Annotated in this window: 19 protein-coding genes; 1 reads left to right on the top strand and 18 read right to left on the bottom strand. The window is 40.1% G+C overall.

Annotation, left to right across the window (positions count from 1 at the left end; translation table 11 throughout):
• The first annotated feature begins 98 nt into the window (after positions 1–98).
• A complete protein-coding gene (locus M3210_RS06875; RefSeq protein WP_251512719.1) occupies positions 99–1,712 on the top strand; it encodes a glycoside hydrolase family 43 protein in 1,614 nt (537 codons plus the stop codon).
• Between the two features lie 219 nt (positions 1,713–1,931).
• Here M3210_RS06875 and arfA read toward each other — a convergent pair whose 3' ends face one another.
• The 18 genes from arfA to M3210_RS06965 form a co-directional block, all read right to left on the bottom strand.
• Entirely contained in the window at positions 1,932–3,458 is a 1,527-nt protein-coding gene (gene arfA / locus M3210_RS06880; RefSeq protein WP_251512778.1) for an arabinosylfuranosidase ArfA, read from the bottom strand.
• A gap of 100 nt (positions 3,459–3,558) precedes the next feature.
• A complete protein-coding gene (locus M3210_RS06885; protein ID WP_251512720.1) occupies positions 3,559–4,176 on the bottom strand; it encodes a YesL family protein in 618 nt (205 codons plus the stop codon).
• A gap of 37 nt (positions 4,177–4,213) precedes the next feature.
• Positions 4,214–5,053 carry a carbohydrate ABC transporter permease gene (locus M3210_RS06890; RefSeq protein ID WP_251512721.1) on the bottom strand — a complete coding sequence of 280 codons (840 nt, stop codon included), beginning with the start codon at positions 5,051–5,053 and terminating at the stop codon, positions 4,214–4,216.
• On the bottom strand, positions 5,054–6,031 hold the full coding sequence (locus M3210_RS06895; RefSeq protein ID WP_251512722.1) for a carbohydrate ABC transporter permease: 978 nt from the start codon (positions 6,029–6,031) through the stop codon (positions 5,054–5,056).
• Positions 6,032–6,096: 65 nt separating this feature from the next.
• Entirely contained in the window at positions 6,097–7,440 is a 1,344-nt protein-coding gene (locus M3210_RS06900; protein ID WP_251512723.1) for an ABC transporter substrate-binding protein, read from the bottom strand.
• Between the two features lie 604 nt (positions 7,441–8,044).
• Positions 8,045–9,265 carry a Zn-dependent hydrolase gene (locus tag M3210_RS06905; RefSeq protein WP_251512724.1) on the bottom strand — a complete coding sequence of 407 codons (1,221 nt, stop codon included), beginning with the start codon at positions 9,263–9,265 and terminating at the stop codon, positions 8,045–8,047.
• Positions 9,258–9,965 carry an L-2-amino-thiazoline-4-carboxylic acid hydrolase gene (locus M3210_RS06910; protein WP_251512725.1) on the bottom strand — a complete coding sequence of 236 codons (708 nt, stop codon included), beginning with the start codon at positions 9,963–9,965 and terminating at the stop codon, positions 9,258–9,260. The genes M3210_RS06905 and M3210_RS06910 overlap by 8 nt, the downstream gene beginning before the upstream one ends.
• Before the next feature lie 300 nt (positions 9,966–10,265).
• Positions 10,266–11,165, bottom strand: coding sequence for a formyltetrahydrofolate deformylase (gene purU / locus M3210_RS06915; RefSeq protein WP_251512726.1), 900 nt, complete (start codon positions 11,163–11,165; stop codon positions 10,266–10,268).
• A 213-nt stretch (positions 11,166–11,378) separates the two neighbouring features.
• Entirely contained in the window at positions 11,379–12,242 is an 864-nt protein-coding gene (gene dpaA / locus M3210_RS06920; RefSeq protein ID WP_251512727.1) for a dipicolinic acid synthetase subunit A, read from the bottom strand.
• A gap of 120 nt (positions 12,243–12,362) precedes the next feature.
• Positions 12,363–12,620, bottom strand: a complete 258-nt coding sequence (locus M3210_RS06925; RefSeq protein WP_251512728.1) for a (2Fe-2S)-binding protein — start codon at positions 12,618–12,620, stop codon at positions 12,363–12,365.
• Positions 12,621–12,684: 64 nt separating this feature from the next.
• Positions 12,685–13,836: an NAD(P)/FAD-dependent oxidoreductase gene (locus tag M3210_RS06930; RefSeq protein ID WP_251512729.1), complete on the bottom strand. Its 1,152-nt coding sequence runs from the start codon at positions 13,834–13,836 to the stop codon at positions 12,685–12,687.
• Positions 13,837–13,878: 42 nt separating this feature from the next.
• Complete coding sequence (locus M3210_RS06935; RefSeq protein ID WP_251512730.1) at positions 13,879–15,231, bottom strand: TRAP transporter large permease subunit; 1,353 nt, start codon at positions 15,229–15,231, stop codon at positions 13,879–13,881.
• Positions 15,232–15,267: 36 nt separating this feature from the next.
• Positions 15,268–15,936 carry an aspartate/glutamate racemase family protein gene (locus tag M3210_RS06940; protein WP_251512731.1) on the bottom strand — a complete coding sequence of 223 codons (669 nt, stop codon included), beginning with the start codon at positions 15,934–15,936 and terminating at the stop codon, positions 15,268–15,270.
• A gap of 501 nt (positions 15,937–16,437) precedes the next feature.
• A complete protein-coding gene (locus tag M3210_RS06945; RefSeq protein WP_251512732.1) occupies positions 16,438–17,529 on the bottom strand; it encodes an ABC transporter permease in 1,092 nt (363 codons plus the stop codon).
• Entirely contained in the window at positions 17,526–18,788 is a 1,263-nt protein-coding gene (locus M3210_RS06950; protein ID WP_251512733.1) for an ABC transporter permease, read from the bottom strand. Before M3210_RS06950 ends, M3210_RS06945 begins: the two co-directional genes overlap by 4 nt.
• Before the next feature lie 16 nt (positions 18,789–18,804).
• A complete protein-coding gene (locus M3210_RS06955; protein ID WP_251512734.1) occupies positions 18,805–19,737 on the bottom strand; it encodes an ABC transporter ATP-binding protein in 933 nt (310 codons plus the stop codon).
• Positions 19,738–19,887: 150 nt separating this feature from the next.
• Positions 19,888–20,520: a response regulator transcription factor gene (locus M3210_RS06960; protein ID WP_251512736.1), complete on the bottom strand. Its 633-nt coding sequence runs from the start codon at positions 20,518–20,520 to the stop codon at positions 19,888–19,890.
• On the bottom strand, positions 20,456–21,655 hold the full coding sequence (locus tag M3210_RS06965; protein ID WP_251512737.1) for a sensor histidine kinase: 1,200 nt from the start codon (positions 21,653–21,655) through the stop codon (positions 20,456–20,458). The genes M3210_RS06960 and M3210_RS06965 overlap by 65 nt, the downstream gene beginning before the upstream one ends.
• Between the last annotated feature and the right edge of the window lie 360 nt (positions 21,656–22,015).

Here is a 22,015-nt window from a genome sequence, read left to right on the forward strand (position 1 = left end):
AAGCTTGGCTTGTATAGAAAAGAATACTTATTGTCTAGTTGCATTAAATGAAAGCGCATTCCTGCGCATAAATAAAATATTAAATGAGGTGGAAATTCATGACAACGATTAAAAATCCAATTTTACCAGGTTTTAACCCAGATCCGAGCATTTGCCGTGTTGATGAAGATTACTATATTGCCGTATCAACATTCGAATGGTTTCCTGGAGTTGGAATCTACCATTCGAAAGACTTGAAAAACTGGCGATTAGTATCCCGACCGTTAAATCGACTCAGCCAATTGAATATGATGGGGAATCCAAACTCTGGAGGGATTTGGGCTCCTCAGCTTTCGTATAATGATGGAAAGTTCTGGTTGATTTATACCGATGTCAAAGTGACGGAAGGACGATGGAAAGACTGCCATAACTACCTCGTAACAAGTGAAACGATTGATGGAGATTGGTCAGAACCGATTTACCTGAACAGTTCCGGCTTCGACCCTTCCCTCTTCCACGACGAAGATGGCAGAAAATATCTTGCCAATATGTTCTGGGACCATCGTGTCGGCAATCATAATTTCTATGGTATTGTGCTGCAAGAGTACGATCCGGTTGAGCAAAAACTGATTGGTAAAAAAGAAATCATCTTCAAAGGCACCGATGTGAAGTTGGTGGAAGCACCTCATATATATAAAATTAATGACTACTATTATTTACTCACTGCAGAAGGTGGGACAAGATTCGATCATCAGGCAACCATTGCCCGATCTAAGAATCTATGGGGACCTTATGAAGTTCATCCTGAGAATCCATTAATTTCATCCTTTGCACACCCAAGAGATCCATTGCAAAAAGCTGGACACGGATCCATCGTGCAAACACATACAGATGAATGGTTCTTCGTACATTTGACTGGCCGTCCTTTACCGAACGAGGATCAGCCTCTACTTGATCCACGCGGTTTCTGTCCACTAGGCCGTGAAACAGCCATTCAGCGTCTCGAATGGAAAGATGATTGGCCGTACATTGTTGGCGGGAACAAGCCTTCCCTTGAAATTGAAGGCCCTGCGATTGAAGAAGTAAAATGGGAACCGGATTATGAGGAAAAGGATGATTTTGATTCCAACCAATTAAATCTCCACTTCCAAACATTACGGATTCCATTAGGAGAAGAGATTTTATCATTGAATGACAATCCTGGTCATCTTCGTTTGTATGGTAGAGAGTCTCTAACATCGAAATTCACCCAAGCCCATGTAGCAAGACGTTGGCAGCATTTTAATTTTACAGCGGAAACCAAGGTCGCTTTCAACCCTGAATCATTCCAGCAAGCTGCAGGTCTAGTAAACTATTATAATACTGAAAACTGGAGCGCTCTGCAGATTACATGGAATGAGGAAAAAGGTAGAATACTAGACTTGACGATATGCGATAACTTTACGTTTGAGCAACCATTAAGGGGTAATGAAATCGTTGTACCTAATGATGTGGAATATGTGTCCCTTCGAGTGGAAGTTAATACAAATATATACGAATACTCCTATTCATTTGATGGCGAAACATGGGAGAAGATTCCTGTACAGCTTTATTCTTACAAACTATCCGATGACTATATCCGCGGTGGCGGCTTCTTCACAGGAGCTTTTGTCGGAATGCAATGTCAGGATACATCAGGAGAACGTAAACCTGCAGATTTTGATTACTTTATGTATAAGCCGGTAGAGGAGTAAGTTATTAAATTAGTAATTGCATAATAAAAGATTATTGATCGAGCTAACTTGGAAGAACAAGCAAACCCATATGGTAGATTCATGTACATGAAAAGGGAGATGTTGTGATTGACATCTCCCTTTTTATTTAAGCACAAAATGTAGTTTTATAGAAAAAAAGACGAAGTCAGCTTTACCCGTCTTCGTCTTGTCATTATACTATTAAATTGTACCTTCACCCTACAGACTTACACCATTGGCATTACTCAACTGTCTTAACCGTATCATATTCCAAGACATTTTTGGCAGCACTCCGACTAACTTGTTATCTTCAATAAAAGATTGACCGTTAGAATGTGGTTTTACCTGCTCATTATCAAGTGTATTCGTAGCTTTCGCATCATCATTTTCAAGCACCACATGTTCTACTACTTCCATGCCTTCAAATGATCGAATATCGATATCAACTTTCAGCGTATTTTCCAAATGGCGATTTACGGCAAAAATGACGAGTTCATCATCCTCTTCGTTGTAAACAACTGAACTATCAAGATACGGAACGTCTGTAAAATCTTTACTATCATACTTCGGAGATTTAATGATTGGGTTCAGCGCAGTTCCCCTGCCATAAACCGAAGTATAGTAATATGGGTAGAAGATCGTCTGTTTCCAAATTCCCCCACCTGTTTCAGTCATGATTGGCGCAATAACGTTTACAAGCTGAGCCATACACGCAATCCTTACTCGATCCGAGTGCTTAAGCAGTGTGTTTAGCATTGATCCAACTAAAATTGCATCTTCAAATGTATAAATATCTTCTAGTTGTGGTGGTGCAATGGTCCATGGCTCGATTTCTTTGTCTTGATCATTGGAATGAAACCACACATTCCATTCATCAAAGCTTAACTTCATTGTCTTTTTACTGCGTTTTTTAGCCTTTATATAATCACAAGTAGCAATAACTGTTTTAATAAAGTTATCCATATCCAAAGTATTTGCTAAATAGTTTGCTGTATCATTGTCACGATTCCCATAATACTGATGCAAAGAGATGTAATCAACGAAGTCATATGTATGTTCAAGAGTTGTAGCTTCCCATTCAGGGAATGTTGGCATTCCTGAACCTGAACTACCACAACTTACTAACTCAATAGTTGGATCAACGAGCTTCATCACTTTTCCTGTTTCTGCAGCTAGACGACCATATTCATGAGCTGTCTTTTGGCCGATTTGCCACGGTCCATCCATTTCATTTCCTAAGCACCATGTTTTTATATTATGTGGCTCCTCGTATCCGTGTTGTTTTCTCAACTCACTCCAATACGTTCCTCCTGGATGGTTACTGTATTCCAACAAATTACGAGCAGCATCTATTCCTCTTGTTCCAAGATTAACAGCCATCATCACTTCTGCACCAACCGCTTTGGACCAGTCGACAAATTCATTCGTACCAACCTGATTCGTCTCTAAAGCATTCCAAGCTAAGTCTAAACGACGAGGGCGTTCTTCCTTAGGCCCTACACCATCTTCCCAATTGTAGCCTGACACCATGTTCCCGCCTGGGTAGCGGATGATTGGCACTTGTAACTGTTTTACTAGATCTATTACATCCTGGCGAAACCCATTTTCATCTGCAGTAGGATGGTCTGGTTCATAAACTCCTCCATAAACTGCTCTTCCTAATTGTTCAATGAAAGAACCATAGATTCTAGGATCTATTTCCGAAATCACAAATTCCTTATCTAACAACATCTTAGCGCTTATCATTTCTTTCTCCACTCTATTCCTTCCTCTCCCGTTATAAAATCTATGTATCTCTTTTTTACATTTGTAACTTTAAGTTTTTGATTTGCCTGCAAACATAGATCTATTCTGCGGCTTCCATCTTTTTGAATATATATTCTGAAATCCAAGACCAACATAAGATAGCAATACTAAAGCTAAAGAATAAAATCATTCCCGGAAATTCCAAGGATATATAGGTAACAGCAAACAAAAGAATTAATATGACTAACGTGTAATGAATTTTTACTACCCCGATTATCATTGCGTTTTTCAGATGCTGGATGATGGAAGCATTATAATGTGATAGTAATGGAAATGACCAAATGACTACAATAACGTATAAAAAAGTGATCAGGTAAAAAGCAGTGAGTACGATGATGGGAATTTCTCCAACGCTATTACTCATAACTAGATAGTTTAAATATAAAAGTAATCCCATTAAAGTGATTGACCAACCTAGAATATTTGCAGCGATGTATTCTTTACGATAAATCTGTTTAAAGGTTTTCCACATGGTGGTATTTTGATTTCCCTCTTTCCATGACCTGCATATACCTAAGGCAGCAATGGTCGAGGGGAAAATGCCGGCGATAAATAGACCCCGTATGGAGAATAGAATCCATAAGAGATTCAGTAATGCTAAGCGGGTTATCCAAGTAAGAATCGTATTCAGTGAACCAGTAATTCCATCTACATTCATCTACGTTACACCTTCTTCAAATCGTTATAACTTACTCTTATCCCTTTACACCACCAGTTGTAAGCCCTGCAACAAAGTAACGCTGGAATAAAGCAAAGAGAATGACAATAGGAATAACTGTCATCACAGCACCTGCAATTAAAATGTCATAGTTATTACCATAAGGGGTTAGCAATGTAGCCAAACCAATCGGCAACGTAAATAAATCACTGGATCTTACCACGAGTAATGGCCATAAAAAGTTATTCCAACTATGCAAGCCTTGTAGAATTGCCATTGCAGCAAAAGACGGTAACATCAATGGCGCCATTATCTTAAAAAATATTCCATACTCTGTACTTCCATCAATTCTTGCAGCGTCCATCAATTCTTTCGGTAGTCCCATCGCATACTGTCTAAAGAAAAATACTGCTGTTGGGGAAACTATCAAAGGTAACATGATACCAGTATAGGTATTGATTAATCTTAAATCGATCATCAATTGGTACAGTGGCAACAATAACACTTCAAATGGAATCATGATAATAATCAAAACAAATAAGAAGATCAAGTTTCTCCCTTTAAAATCATAAGATGCCAATGCATAGCCGACCATGGAAGAGAAAAACAACGAAAAGATAATAATCAGACCAGAAATAATTAAACTATTACCATACCACTTCCAGTATTCACCAGCTTGGGTAAATATATATAAATAGTTATCTAGTGATAGTTCACTCCAGTTAATGGAGAAAGTTATCCCATCTCTCATTAGTTCCGTAGAGGGACGAAATGAAGAGATAATTAAACTAATCAACGGAAACAATGCAATGAGGGCGATGATACCGATAATGATAGTGAGTAGCCATGTAGCCACCTTATTACTTTTCTTTTTCATTTATTCGTCACCTCGTTTAAATCCACCTGTTATTAATAAGTAGAGTATACTTACGATGAAAATGATTAATAAGACAATTACTCCAATTGCTGCTCCAAATCCCATGTCGTTTTGCTGAATACCTTGTTCGTATAAGTACCCTACTAAAGTCAACCCAATGTTACCCGGCGAATTACCTTGCCACAATACATAACTTTCTTCAAATACCCTAAAACCACCAATGATACTAATGGTAGTCACAAAAATTATAATAGGTTTTAAAGAAGGCAGTGTGATATACCGGAATTTTTGGAATACATTTGCACCATCTATATCTGCTGATTCATAAAGTTCCTTTGATATATTTTGTAATCCAGCCAGGAAGTAAAGAACGTTAACCCCCATCCAACGCCAAGATGCAATTAGTACCATTAATAACATTCCAGACCAGCCAGTATATTGCCAACTAATCGGATCAATACCAAATACACCTACAATCTGGTTAGCTATCGAACCTCCTGATTCAGCAAAAAATAGCCTGAAAATAATACCTGCTACGACTACGGATGTTAGCGAGGGAATAAACAAAGCAGATCGAAATATCGTTTTAAACCTTACTAACTTGGAGTCTAATAGTGTTGCTAAAATCATTGGTACTAATACAAGAATAGCTACTGTTGCTACTGTATATATCGTTGTGTTCGCTAATGCCTTGAAAAAAGCAGGGTTGAATATTCTTTCATAATTTTGAAAACCTATAAAAGTAACTTGACCAGGTAAAATCCTTTGAAAACTCATGACAAAGGCTTGAATTGTCGGATAAAGAGTAAGTATTAAAAAAGAAATAATAAATGGAGACACAAACACATATGGTACGACCTGTTTTGAATTTAAAAAGCTTTTAGCCCTTTTTCTTTTTTTCACTGGTGGTGGCTCTTTTCTATTTTTTCTTCTTTCAAATTCAAAGCCTTCAACATCATGTCTAACCTTATTTATCATTTTATCCCTTCTTACAATCATATTTTGGGAAAAAGGACAGTTTCCTGTCCTTTTTAGTTTACCTATTAATTTGCACTCTTCATTTTTTGACTGATTGTATCAGCTGACTGTTTTAAAGCCTCTTCCGGGGTTTGATTTCCTTCTCTTAAGACGCTGTGCATAATATTGGAATCAATCTCTGATAAAACATCGGGTGTATACTCTGATAGATTTATACCTGCAACGTCATCTTTAACTGATAATAAAATATCAAAGATATCTTCATGGAAATACTCATAGAACACATTATCTTCCCTTACTTCTGGTGCTTCCCATACGTCCCAACGTGGTGGGTCGAATCCAAGTTCAGTCCATAAATGAATGTTTCCTTCTTTTGATAGTTTGGCGTAATAAAGGAAATCTTTCGCTAAATCAGCATGCTCTGATTGACTGATTACTGCAGTACCCGTCCCACCCATTGCAACAGACTGGGTATCTGAGCCAGGTGCTAACGGCATTGGTCGAATTTGCATCTTTCCTTCTAGATCAGGCATATACTCCACAAAGTCTTTCATGTAAAACATAGGTATGACAATAGAAGCCTGTCCACCATTATTCATAAAACCGTAGAATTCCTCTGAATGGTAACCGCCACCAGGTGTGATCTCAGCAATTTCATGTTCATTAATTAAAGAATCAACAAATTCTAGTGCTTCAACAACCTCTGGACTATCAAGTGTTAGTTCACCTTCTTCATTAAAGAAGTCTGCTCCTTTTTGAGTAACGAACGGCCAAATACCGTACCAATTTGTTGGAATCGTTGTCATTGGTTTACCAGTTGCGCTGACAACTTGTTTACCAGCTTCAACATAATCATCCCAAGTTTCAATGGAGTCGATATCAACTCCAGCCTCATCCATTATTTCTTGATTGTAATAAACTACTGTTGCACCTAAGTGTGTTGGAGCACCGTAGTAATTACCATCCTTCGTATATATCCCTAGTCTTTCCTCTACAAAACTATCTAATTCTGGTTCAATTAATTCATTCAAGGGTTCTAATTGTATATCGCCTTTTAAAAAGTTCGAGAATTTAGCAATTTCAATATCTGCCAAGTCCGGTGCACCACTTCCAGATTGCAATGCAAGCAATAAATTATTGTGCATCTGATCGAACGGATATGTTTCTGCAGACAATTTTATTGGCCTGTCAGGATTATCCTCATTCCATCTCTCCGCAGCATTTGCAAAGTAGTCTGCATGTGTACCAGCAAAGGTCCAAAATGATAATTCAGTTGCATCTTCTATATCTTCCCCGGCCACTACAGTCTCGTCTGCGTCACTTGAAGTACTAGTTTCAGACTCACCATCAGAACATGCACCTAAAATAAATAGCATGAATACTAGCAACACCAAGAAAAACTTTCTCATTATTTTTCCTCCTTAGTAATAGTTTAATAGATTTTTATATTTACCTTTTCTTTCAGACTCAACCTCGCTGTACTGGTAGCTCCGTCTAATGTTAGACTTACTAATTCTTTCATCGGATAATCTCCTTTTTATGACTATTTAACAGAATTACTAGAAACCTTCTCTTATCGATTGCCAACCGGAACTTTGTCCCTCCAGTGCACTAAGAAAGCTTTCCAACTCCCTTCAAATTAAAATATCTTTCTATGGAGACCATATAAAATCAGTATTAAAAAGAAACAACTTTGTACAATCGGTAAATTAAGTGTATAATCATTTGAAAGCGGTGTCAATATAAAATATTCAATTCGCATAAAATTCACTATAATACAACTTCAAAACGTTTCTCTACATTGATCCGGAATATTACTTCTACCACAGTTTGGAAACGTCAGAGAGTGACTCTAGTAAAATATTTTTTAAAAACAAAAAAAGGAAGATGTCATGAAGGGCATCTTCCTTTTTCGTGTAATAATTATCCAGGATGCACTATAAAAGGAGTGACTTGGTAATTGTGAACTTCAGCATATTCACAAGAAACATCAGCATTCCTCAACAGGACCAACTACTCCCGATCCAACTCCAACAACGTTCTATACAGTACATTCCCCGCTTTTTCAATATCTTCTTCTGACGTGAATTCTTTAGGGTTATGACTGATGCCATCTTTGGATCTTACAAAAATCATTCCGATAGGCGCGACATGTTTAAATTGCATGCCGTCATGGCCGGCACCGCTTGGAAGGGAAATAGCTTCCCCATCCACTTCCTCTTGAATACCTTTCTTAATCGCTTCCTGGATACGAGAATCACAGAGAACGGGCTCCACACGTTGCAGTTCGTTAATTGTTAATTCTAAACCACGTTCATCGGCTACTTGATTAGCAAACGTTCTAATTTGCTCTTCAACCACATCTCTCTTCGCTTCATCAATATCCCGGATATCGACGTTCCATTGGACTTCTCCAGGAATGACATTTGTCCCGTTAGGTTTGACGTTCAGTTTACCGACAGTAGCTACAGTCGTGTCTGTGCGTGATGCGATTTTCTCAATTTCAGAGATGATGATACTCGCTCCGACAAGGGCGTCTTGCCGTTGGTTCATTGGGGTTGTCCCCGCATGTTCAGCGAGCCCCTTCAGCGTGAATTCAAGCCAAAGCGGGCCGGCAATTCCTGTCACATTTCCAACAGGCATTTCATTGCTTTCGAGTATCTTCCCTTGTTCAATATGGACTTCTAAATAAAGTTTAATATTGTCGATGATAGCTTGTTGGAAATTAGTATGCTTCAATCCTGCATCTTCCATCGCCTGTTTGATTGTAATCCCATTATCGTCTGTATATTCCAAATCGGCTTCGGTTAGTATACCAGCTGCTGCTCTGCTTCCAATCATCCCGAATCCAAAGCGACTGCCTTCCTCATCTTTAAATGAAATGACTTTTACCGGATGGTTCAGCCGCTCTCCCTTTTCGGTTAGAGAATGAATGACTTCAATTGCCGTCAGTACACCTAAAGCTCCGTCATACTTCCCACCATCTGGTACGGTGTCGATATGGGAACCAATGATGATAACCGGAAGATTCTTGTCGCCATCCAGGCTTCCAATCACGTTTCCGACTGCATCTTCCTCCACGGTTAAACCAGCTGCTTCCATATACTGTTTGACAAGCTCATTTGCCTCTCTTTCCGTTTCTGAATACGAAAAGCGGGTGACGCCACCATTTTCCGTGCCACCGATTGTTGCAAGTTCTTCGATATGTTTATTTAACCGATTACCATTAATCATTTGATTCATCCTTTAATTTGAATAAGAAGTGGCAGTTGCCTTCTCTTAAAATATATTTGTCATGCTCTACTTCGAATTTCGGGTTATATCCTCTCGCAACCGCTGGGTCGATCATTTGGCAATACAAAATGCCGTATTCATGCATATTATCATCTGCCCATTGTTGGCCAAAAGGACAAGCAGTGAAGTTTTGTTCAATGACTTCTGGTCGATATTCCGTCGTATATTCGAATAAATCGCTTCGTTCCATATCGTAGTTCGTTAAGTAGTTTTCAATAGTATTATTCTCACCATTCGTGCGTGCTCGCTGTGCGATTCCTCTGCCACGTTCTTCACCGAATGTCCGGACACCTTCCCTCACAGCATCTTTTCCATCCGGGCCGTACGTATCAACAACTTGTTTCGCAATCTGAGCAAAGAGCTTGGCCATTAAAGCATAGATTGTCAGGTTTTCATATTTTCTTTCCGTCTGGTGGTCTGCTGGAATATAGTCAAATAGAATATGATTTTCATTTTTCAACGTGGCATCTTTAGCAATCTCTTCTGCATCTTTGTAACCGAAGATTTCTAGACCTTTTCCAATCAATTCTTTTGCTTCTTCACCAAATTTTGCTACCACAGCTTTTTCAACATGTGTAAATAATCTTGCTGTGATTGCATGCATAGAAAGCGGTGGGATATTTATTTTCGCTTCACTCATTCTTAGCACCCCTCCATTCATTTACAAATTAAAATAGTAACAGTCGTCTGATAATTAAACTAACATCTTCTATTATATAGAAAACTAGATCTAAATTAAATGCATCTGATTAATAGAAGTTAAAGAACATGATTCCTTGTAAATAAAATAAACAGTAAAAGCAAGTACGTTTTTCATCTATATCCTACTGTATTCAATTTAATGTCCCCGGATGAAAAACAGAAGCTGTCCTCATTCGGCAGCTTCTGTTTTTTGTTACCTATGAAAATTTAAATTGACTTGCATTTACGAGCACAACAATTAAAATACGATTGTCTTATTCCCATGAACAATAATGCGGTCTTCCAAATGCCATTTTACTGCACGGGACAGAACGCTGCGCTCAATCTCTTGTCCTATTTTCTTCATTGCAGCCACATCATCCCGATGATCCACTCGACCGATATCCTGCTCGATAATCGGACCTTCATCCAAATCATCCGTCACATAATGTGACGTGGCACCAATCATCTTCACTCCTCGTTGGAATGCGCGCTCATACGGCTTCGCACCAATGAATGCAGGTAGGAAAGAGTGATGGATATTGATTAACCGATTCTTGTATTCTTTTACAAAATCTGGTGTCAAAATCTGCATATAACGCGCAAGGACGACAAGATCAATATCATATTGCTCTAGTATCTTCTTTTGTTCCTCTTCTACTTGCTTGCGAATTTCAGGGTTTGCTGGAATGTAGTAAAATGGAATACCGCGTGATTCTACCATTTCTCTTACCGTTTCGTGGTTACTGATGACAACTGCAATATTAGCCATCAGATCTCCACTTTCCCACTCCCATAGGAGCTCAAGCAAGCAATGCGGCTCTTTCGATGCAAAAATTGCCACATTTTTTATATCATGCACATACATGAAGTCGTAATTCATTTCAAATTTATCTGCAATCAGAGAAAAATCTTTCTCCATGTTGCTTTTCTTTTTCAATAAGTCGGGACACTCATACTCGATACGCATGAAAAATTGCCCGCCCTCTGGATCTAGGGTATATTGGTCGGACGTCACGATATTGGCCCCGTGCTCATGGAGAAATTGGGATACTGTCGCAACTATGCCAGGTTGATCTGGGCATCGTATTAATAACCGTGCCCGGTTCTCATTTTCTTGTTGATATGCTTTTATTTTATTCTCTGAATAGGTATGCATGTTCTTCCCTCGCCTATAATTTATTTACTCACTAGACACTTTATGTAATTCTATCAAAAGCGTCAAGCAAATGAGCGCAAATCTTCACCATCTCGGAAATCGTCGATGGAGGAAGAACTATTTAGATTTCCTTGCTCCTCTTTTCAGAACATCATTTCAATGTGATTGATAATAGACATAACTTGTCAGATCCAACAACATCGCATTCCTTCTTCAAGTTAACAATCTGTACAAAACGTCGCTTATTATTTTTCCAGCTGTTTTTGGTGCGGTTTTACCCGGCAGTCCAAGAGCATGAATTGCTTTCAATCCCTTTTCATGAGCAAACTTGAAATCTATACCTCCAGGTTTGCTTGCAAGATCAAGAAGGAGAGTAGATATTTCCACTTGTGAAAGAACATGCTCATCCAAAATCATATGAGGAATGGTATTGATACAGATATCAACCCCAGCCATATGTTCAGCTATCTCACCAATCTGAACCGGCTGCATTCCCATTTCAGTTATTCTTGCAAAGTCGGTATCTTTCCTGACAGCTACGCGGGTCTTGGCCCCTACATTCGCAAACAGTCTGGCTACCGTCATACCAACTCTGCCGAAGCCTAGCACCATTACATCTGACCCATGTATCGTAAAATCTGTCTCTTGAATGGCAAGATGTAACGTCGCTTCAGCTGTAGGAATAGAATTCATAATGGCAATGTCATCCCGGTCGGTCAAACATACCAGCTCTCTGTCCGCTAATCCACAGACCTCATCTAAATAGTCCGTTGAAATACCGGTGTATACGACACAATGCTCCGGCGTCTGTTTTAACATATCCAGTGATAGTTCCACAGATTGATCCGAATACACCGCTTCCACTTTACCTGCTTTATCTGTTCCGTTTAACGGGATTAAAATCGCATCAATTTGGCTGAAATCACCGGGAACTTCGTTATGGATATTGGAATCGGAAAATGTCAGTTGGTCATACCCATCTAAATAAATTACAATATCTTTTGCAGCCAATTGATTGATTACTTCTAGATACCTTTGGTCCCCACCTATGATGAAAAGTTTTGATCGCTTGGCCAAAGGAACACCTCCTTCATTCTTCAGTCTATTATTAGATGTAATGATTTATTAAAATGGATTGGTATTTCAATCTTAACAAATGATCGCAGCTTCAAGGGAGTACGAATAAAATTCAACCACCTATTTTTTTATGATGTCGCCTAATAGGACCGGCCGTATCGGGGGTTGCGCACGCTGGAGAACCGGTCTTGTATTACGTTGACAAGTTGCTAAGAGAATATTGCTCACCATCGGTTGGCAAACTCTTCCTTGGCAGTATCCCATCCCAACTCGAACCCTTTTTTTAATTCCCGGGAAACTGTTGCCCCCTTCCTCTATAGCACCTAGTATTTCTGAAAGGTAAACATCTTCACAACGGCAAATAATCGTGTCATCCATTTAAAAAACCTCTTCCCCCAAATTCATTCATTTTTTCTGAACAAACCATATTCACTCCTCTTGCTTAAAATCGACTTAAAGAAAAGGAACGGATATCCATTTCAGGCTTTTCCCCGCATACAACTTGCGCCATGATTTTTCCTGATATAGGGGAAAGTGCCACTCCATCTCCTTCATGCCCAGCTGCGATATACAAGCTATCGATTCCGGAAACTGGACTCAAAATTGGCTTTCCATCCGGTGTATAGGGACGTAGACCAGTGAAGGACCGAATCATTCGGACTTTTTTCAAGCAAGGAAATGCCCGAATAGCTGCCTCACCTATCTTTCTCGTAATCTCTGGATTGGTTTCCGTTTTATCATATCCGATAAATTGTCGGGAACCACCAATTAATAGGGTGCCACTATGTGTTTGTCCAATTGCCAAACCTACTCCAAACGGATCTTTCTTATCATCCTCATGGTTTTTCTTTAATTTATTCGAAATATAGGAAGCACTGAGAATACCAACTTGAAGAAAGGATGGAAGTTTCTCAGACACAAGGATTTGTCCTTGCCTTGGAATAATCGGCACTTCCACCCCTAACGGCTTTAGCATCATTGGAGTCCATACCCCCATTGCCACTACAACTGCATCCGCATAGATCCGCTCCCCAGAAACTTCCACTCCAATCACCCGGTTATTATCTGTAATCAGACGTTTCACCGGTGAATTCAGTCTGATTTCCGCTCCAAGTTTTCGGGCAGCATTGGCAAATGCAAAGGAAACGTTCAACGGGTTGACTTCTGCATCCCCTTCCCACCAAGTGGAACCAATGATATCGTTTGATAATCCCGGTTGCCATTTCCTTGCTTCCTCACCCGAAATGAGCTTAACGTCAATTCCGGCTTTTTGCTGGCGCTCCACCATATGCTCCATTGCCTGCATTTCTTCCAGCGTTTCAATGATGATCATTCCACCACTTTTTCTATATTCAAGATCCACTTCCAGTTCGTCTTCCAGTTTTTCATAAATGTTAGCACTTTTAATGGCAAGCTCTAATGTTGGTCCAGGATTTTTTGATTGGAGCATAATCGCACGATCACAAGCTCCTGAAGTTCCCGACGCGATATCTTTTGCTTCCACTAGTGTGACTTCCACCCCGTATTTCGCAAGGTAATAGGCGGTAGATGTACCAATCAGTCCACCTCCTATTACGATTACTTTCTGACGCATAGGCACCCCCTACCACTCATATTTTAAGTCTCGCATCGCTTCTTAAATAAACCAGACGAGTAGTCCAATCGCTAAAAATAACAAAGAGTTTGGTAAAGCTAGGACCATCACTTTAAGTGGATCCACTTGTCTGTTGAGAATTCCACCGATTAATCCGCAAACAACAAATGCAGTCAGTCCAACAGGTGGCATATTCTGGCCGGCTGCTGCAATATGAGAAGCACCGAGTGAGATTAAAGTCGGATCAACATTCATACTTTCCATTATTGGCCCCAAAAAGGGAACGGTGACCGATTGGGCGGTTGTCTGGGAACCGGTGAGCATCCCAATAATCACCATGGAAGAGGCGCCCCCAATCTTCACCATCGAAGCCGTTAGCCCTTCTGTCATCATAGCTACCTTATCAATGAGACCAGATGCATAAAAGACCCCTACCATGATTCCAGCGCAAAGTTGGATTTGCACGGTTTGATTAACTTTTGACAATCCGCCTTTCAACACACCCTTTGTCTGATTCCGTACCGATGGGAAAATAAAACTGACAACAATCGCAACGATAATTGCTGTTACCACATGAAATGTCATCCCTTGTAAAATTGGAATCTCCTTCAGTGGATTCAAAATTGCTGCAAAAAATGCCCATTCCTCAAAAATATTATAACTAAACCCGGTATTAGCGATAACGATGGCAACTAACACAGCAAGCGGAATTAAGGTCTTCCAGCGTTCACGTAAAATTTGAGAAATCGATTTACTAGTTTTTAAATGGTCCGGCATCTTTCTTCCACGAACAAAACGGAAAGATTCTAGTATAGCGACAACTCCGATAATCGCGACCGTAAGATAGGAAAGTTTAATAACAGGACTCGGATCAATACCGACTAATGCAGAAGAAAGAAATACTCCTTGTGAAATCGGAGGCATAATAGAACCAATTGACGCCCCGACAAGAATGATCATCCCGATTTGTTCTGGTTTCACTTTTAATTCATGAAGTGAGTTAATAACGAGGAATCCAATGACTGTCGCAGCCGCTATCGCATCCCCTAAAAAAGAACCGGCGATAATTAGTGTAATGAATATTGCTGCAATCAGCCCTCTTGGCGAGTCGCCAAACAAAGACCGGAGACTATTTAAAGTCGTATCCATCGCCCCAAGCTTCACTTGAGACTCCGCATATAATGACCCGAAAATCGATAGCGCGATGACCCAGGACAACCGGTCAATTCCATCAACGAACGCCAGTAACGTTTCAAGCGGCCCAAGTCCGGAAATAATCGCCGAAGAAATAGAAGCAACCAACAAAGCTACCTTTATATTCCCGCCTATCTTCGGTATTTGCTTAATCAAAGCAATACTAAATAACAAGAGTAGCGGGATAAGGATTTCAAGCATCACCTGACCCCCTTGATTTATTATGATTTTCCCTTTCTAAAGGGCTTGATGGATATAATTTACCAAGGTTGTAATATCAAAAATCGGCAAATCCGTTACTTCTCTTAACGCCTGTTTATATGGCGGCATATTGGTACATTCCAAAATAATTGCTTTTAAGTCTGGATTTTTTGCAATCCATTCCGTCGTCACCTGTTGCATTTCTTCTGCAACAGCTCTTTCATCCAACTCGATTTCCTCTTCAATAATCGCACCTGCAAAAGCCGGCATATCTTCCAATCCTTCTACAACGATCGATTCGTTTCTGACGTTGACTCCCTTAAAATGTGCTGCTGTCAAACTCAATTTTGAAGCTGTCAGGACACCAATCGGTTCGCCGGCAATCATACTCACGAGCGGTATTTGCAATAAACTGGATGAGAAAAAAGGAACGGATAATTGGTTTTGTATCTCTTTTTGAAATAAAGCAAGAAATCCACAGCTCGTTGTAATTGCTTTTACCCCTTCATTTTCTAGTTCTCTTGCCGCTTTAACGAAGGATATAATTAACTTGGGGTCGCCTTGTTTTACTACCCGTGCAACACTCGCCCCTTTCACTTTTTTATAAACGACTGGAAAAGAAAAGGTATCGTGATTCCCAATGTCGCCTACTGGTCGATGGAACTTGGTATCCAACATGAGAACGCCAATTTTTGCTTGTGTCATCTGGACATCCCTGCACCTTTAATTAGCGGAAGCTTGAAACAGAAAATATGAACTAGATTCATCCGGTAACAGCACTTCCGACAATTTACTTGGGCAGTTATTTTCACCTCTCTTCTTTTCAATTTTTTTAACATGTTTTCGACTCTATAAACGATAAAACTACAACTATCATTGAGGGAAAGTTTGATTACAAACTATGGATAACGCTTACATAAATATAATTATAAATATGATATTTAAACCCTGTTATTCCACAATAACTTTAAAAAATGGACGATTTAATAATAGACGTTCAACATATAATTACCGTTCTTAGATCCTGATTTCATGTAGCCTTTGTTATTTCCTCAACATTTCTGTCTGTACTATAGTTTCTCTTCATATATTTCATCTACATCTTGTTATAGAAAAACTAATAAGGATTTCTGGAATGTCCCCCCAGAAATCCTTATTTGCTTACTTGTCCCCATTTATCTACTTCATATGGCTTCAACCATGTTTCTACCTTCTCCGCTCCACCATGTTAATTCCAATCCCCATAGCGACGACACCAATCAATAACATGAACACAATCGGCAGAAGAATATCATTCCAATTTGCCTGGAATAACGTCACATCAACCATCGCTTCCACTGCATGGGACAGTGGAAAAATGTCGCCGATAAATTGTAAGACAGGGTTGGTGATCGTACCCGGCATCATATAGACGCCACTGACAACAGGAATAATCGGCAGAATGGAAGGTAAAATCATATAAAATTGTTCTGGCGATTTGACAAAACCGGCAATCAGCATTGCAACACTTACCATACTGAGTGCAAATACGGCAGCAATGGTTACGATCATGAGGAAGTTCCCTAAGTCATATCCCATTAAAAATTCATAGATGAGGAGAACCATCAATATTTGGAAAAAGCCTACAAGAAAGCTATAAATGAGATGCCCCATGTACATGCTCGTCTTGCTGACAGGTGATAGAATCATCCGGTTCCATACCCCACTCGCCTTATCGATGGTAATGCCATTAACTTTAAATCCGATCGTAAACATCGACGCAAACAGTGTAAATCCAAATAGTAATTGGATGCCCATATCATAATCTGCAATGGCCCCACCCTCCAATGACTTGGTCTCCACTTCGATCGGAGGATTTTTCATATATTCCTGTACTTCGGTTCTCAGTTCATCCATGTTTCCACTTCCTGCAACCGCCTGCAGCTGTGCTTCCTCAAGAAACACTTGATGAACTTCCTGCTCTATCATTTGAATACTCGGTTTATTGGAACTCGCAATCAAAAGAAAATCATCTTCCATGACGTGTACCGCTGCATCACTCGTTCCATGAATTACACCTTCACGGGCTTCTTCTTCATCTTTTATGACGAATTCAATATCACTGCTTTCATTTAACCGTTGCTCCCAGAATTCCTCTATTTCTTCTGATTCTGAACTGAATATGGCGACAGTCGTCTGGTCAATCCGCTCGGCATCGCCAAATATGACCGTTAACAGGATACTTATTGCCATGAAAAGTAAAATGATGAATGGTGCTCGTTTATCTTTCCAAAATTGAGCCAACATGACTGCTTTCATACGCTTCGCCCCCTTTTAGGAAAAGTGACATACCCAATTGCAAAAAAGACAACAAAGCTACCAAGCAAGAGGAGAGCACTTGGAATCAAGTTCTCTACTTGGCTCAATTGGATCCACTCGATCATCGCAATTTGTGTAATGCCGTTTGGTACCCAAGCCCCCATGTTTTGAAGCATCTCTGGAAGTCCTTGGATCGGGAAGAATCCTCCACCGATTAATCCAAAGGTTAAGACAACGAGTGACATGATTCCGTTTGCCATGTTCATATCTTTTATATTTAAAGCTAAGCTCGTGAATAATGCGGCAAGTCCAGCTATCGTTAAGGAATATATCGTCATCATCACAAAGAATCCAATCCAGAACTCCATCGATTTTCCTTCAAACACACCTAGTGCTATTTGTGCGACACCGATTGTAAGCAGCATTTGCAGCCAAACTAAACAAAAGGTGGCAAACATCTTCCCTAACAGAAAATGAATCGGGTTGCTGTTTGAAAGGATGATACGATCAAAGACATGCTCCCGTTTTTCGGTGTATGTTTTAATCGCTACTGTTTGAGATAGGAATAAAGCAAATAGTGCAGTCATTGCAACCGTCAAATATTGCAGCATCGTGTATGGTTCCACATTCTCCATCACTTCCCTGCCACCTGTCGGTAAATCAGGTTCGGTCCACGCACCCTCTGTGATACTTCCAAGCGCAAACTGATAATTCATCGTGCGGAGGAATTGATCCATTATATTTTGTAATGTCGTTACTTCGGAGGATCTTTTTTCTGTCATAATAACAAGTGATGCATTGGATGTCTCCCCCAATGCGAGTGAGGTTAATACATCATACGTAAATCCTTCTGGTATACGAATAATTGCATCAAGGTGTCCATTTTCCACTCGAGTCATCGCTTCCGATTCACTGATATCGTGTAAGTGAATCCACTCTTTCATATCATCGTTTTGAAGAAAGGATACGATGATATCACCAGGTGCAAATAGTGCTGCCTGCTGCATGAAGCTTTGCTTTTCTTCCTCTGATAGTTCCATACCTGTAAGCAACACTTCAAACTGCTCTATTCCCGCTGCAGTATCATCCTCTTGGATTAGCGCTACTTCTAAGTTCGTCGAATGATCATCTACTCCAAATATACTGGAGAATGCAAAATTCAAAACGACGATCAGTACAATCGGCAGCAACAGAGCTAATAAGACCTCTTTTCTGTCACGCCAAAACACAAGTACATCTTTTATAAAAAATGAATCCATATCTTTTCCCTCCCCACTAATCTCTCAATGTTTTTCCAGTTAAATGTAAAAACACATCCTCGAGACTTGGTACTTCTTGTTGGAAGTGAATCACTTGGATATGATGTCTTTCAGCAGCATGCACTAACTCACTTAACATATTGCTGCCTTTTTTCGAAATGATGCGGACACCATCTCCCGTTTCTTCTACACGGCGTACATGTTCAATCGCGCGGATTGCTTCCAGGAAGTTTTCACTGATTTTGCTGAATTGGACTTGTAACGTATCTTCACTGGATAAAATACTGAACAGCTCGGATTGGGTACCGGAAGCTACGATTTTACCGTGGTCCATAATGTACACGCGATCACATAATTGCTCGACTTCTTCCATATAGTGACTCGTATAAAGCACCGTCGTTCCTTGCTCTACATTTAATCTGCGCACGGTCTCCAGAATATGATTTCTTGATTGCGGATCAATACCGACCGTCGGTTCATCGAGGATAATGATTTTTGGATGATGCAATAATGCGGCAGCGATATTGACTCTCCGCTTCATCCCTCCGGAGAAAGTCTTCACCAAATCCTTCTGCCGTTCTGCCAATCCAACGAGATCCAAGACTTCTTGAATACGGGATTCCAGCTCTGCTTTCTTCACCTGATAAATCTTGCCAAAAAACTTCAGATTCTCATATGCCGATAATTCCTCATATAAAGCAATTTCCTGAGGAACTACCCCAAGCACTTTACGGATATCTGCCGGATTTTTAATCGTACTTTTCCCATTCAAAAGCACATCACCAGAAGTCGGCTTCATCAAGGAAGCAATCATGGAGATCGTCGTTGATTTCCCCGCTCCGTTCGGCCCAAGCAAACCAACAGATTCCCCTACATCAAGATACATATCAATGCCATCTACGGCTTTCTTTTCTTTAAATGTTTTGCTCAAACCCACTGTTTCAAGCATAACGAAACACTCCTTCATATGAACTAAATGTCTTACCTTCTTTACTGTATAAAAAAAGAAACAGTACAAACACTGTCTCTAGTCACGATTGCATAAAGTAAACATTACTATCATCATTTTAATTCATTTTTCCATTACTTATTCCTGTCATCACACCAAATTATGGCGTATCGCATAAATCGCAAGCTGTGTCCTATCCCGTAAATCCAATTTGCTCAAGATTTGACTCGTATTATTCTTCACCGTACCTACTGATATCGCTAATCTTTCCGCGATTTCTCCATTACTCAATCCTTCCCCGATACATTTTAGAATCGCCCGTTCTCGTGGTGTCAGGGTAGGATCGGCTTCGTTAGTTTCATCCTTTTTCAGTAGAAGTGGCATTACTTTGGCAGCGACCTGGTCTTCAATTGACAATCCCCCAGTCAGTGCACTGCGTATCGAACGATGCAGAGATTCCGTGTCCCCTGTCTTTAAAATATAGCCGTTCACACCACTCTTTAACGATTCCAAAACATACTGATTATCGTCAAATGTCGTGAGAATCAATGTTTTCATATTCGGCCAACGTGAATGGATGACTTTCGCCGCTTCAATCCCATCCATCACTGGCATGCGGATATCAAGGATAACAATGTCAAATACATGTTTCTCACAAAGAAAGATCGCTTCTTTTCCATTACCCGCCTCCCCAGTCACTTTCATTTCCGGGTCGGACTCAATCATCATTTTTAAACCTTGCCGTACCATCGTCTGGTCTTCCGCTAATAATATTCGAATCATTGTCATCCCCCATATCTATTTCTAATGTCCCGCGCACGATGAATTGATCATCCGTTTGATACACTTCCAACTCACCGCCATGCTTCTCGAGACGTTCACGCATGGATTTCAACCCGAACCCTTCCTGAAACTTCCGATCCGATGTAAAACTATTGCTCACTTCAAAACGGAAAATTCGGCCGCCCGGTGCTTCAAATGAAATTTCCGCTACTCTCGTATCACTGTGCTTCATTATATTCGTCAATGCCTCTTGGACGGAACGATAAATGACGAAGGATTGCTCCCCCGATAGTGGTGCTGAGAACGCCCCATGTTTCACAGAGAAGTGGAACCTCATAAAACTCTCTGTTTCCAGTTTGCGGATTAATCGCAGGATGCCTGCCACACCTCCAGGCTCTGAAGCTTTCAGCGATTTTACAGCCCTTCTCGTTTCTTCCAAACTTTCACTTGCGAGCTGTTTCAAAACTTGTACTTTTTCCTTATCCTGTTCTTGCACTTGAATGCGATAAGCCTCAAGCTGCATGAGGAGGGCTGTCAGCTTATGTCCGACTGAATCATGAATTTCATGCGCAATCAACATCCGTTCCTCCTGCCTCGCCATCTCTTCCTCCGTTACATTTCTCCTTCTTGCATTCCGGTATTCACTTATCAGCACATCGTAACGGACCTCCAGATCATCTTTGCGCTCCTGGATTTTCTTATAATAAATGAATCCTGTGATTAAGAATAAAAAGTAAATGATGACAAAACCTTGTGTGATTACGTTTAGTCCGGATAGTAATAAAGCAATAAGTAAACCTGCGAGGACGATACCTGACTGAATTAAACTCGCTCGTAACGACAGACGGAAAAAACCTTCTGCCAGATTTAATGTCAATACCAATAGAAGAAATGGATTGAATTCCGAAGCATTCCCGGGGTTAAAGATCAGAATCGCCAAGATACCATTTATACTGAGAAGTACTAGCAATGCTTTCGGTCTTTTTGCGAATAACGGGAAAATAAAAAGCAGAATAAAATAAAGGGCTGTACCTAACAATTTCCCCATCATCTCTTCAATCGGCTCATTGGTGTAAAGGATTGCCAACGGCCAAATGAGGAAATTCATACCTAGCCAAATCCAATATAATTTCATGTTCTCCGCTCCTTCACTCTGTTAAAAACGTAGCATAATAATAGTTGGAAGTCTAGAAGGCTTGAAGAGGAAGGCGAATAAAATTAATGGCAGCTTAGGATGCTTAATCTGATGGGAATTTCATGATGTTTAAAATGAGGTGGAATGATACTTCCATGTATTTTATTCATGACAAGAGAAGAGCTCTATTGCATGTTTTACCTCTAAACGGAAGCTGTTCGTGACTACAGAACTGTTCTATTGTAAGTTTTACCGTAAAACAGACACGATTCACGACAAGAGAAGAGCTCTATTGCATGTTTTACCTCTAAATGGAGGCTGTTCGTGACTAGAGAACTGTTCTATTGTAAGTTTTACCGT

It is taken from the genome of Oceanobacillus luteolus (genome assembly GCF_023715655.1).
In the GTDB taxonomy this organism is placed as follows: Bacteria; Bacillota; Bacilli; order Bacillales; family Amphibacillaceae; genus Oceanobacillus; species Oceanobacillus luteolus.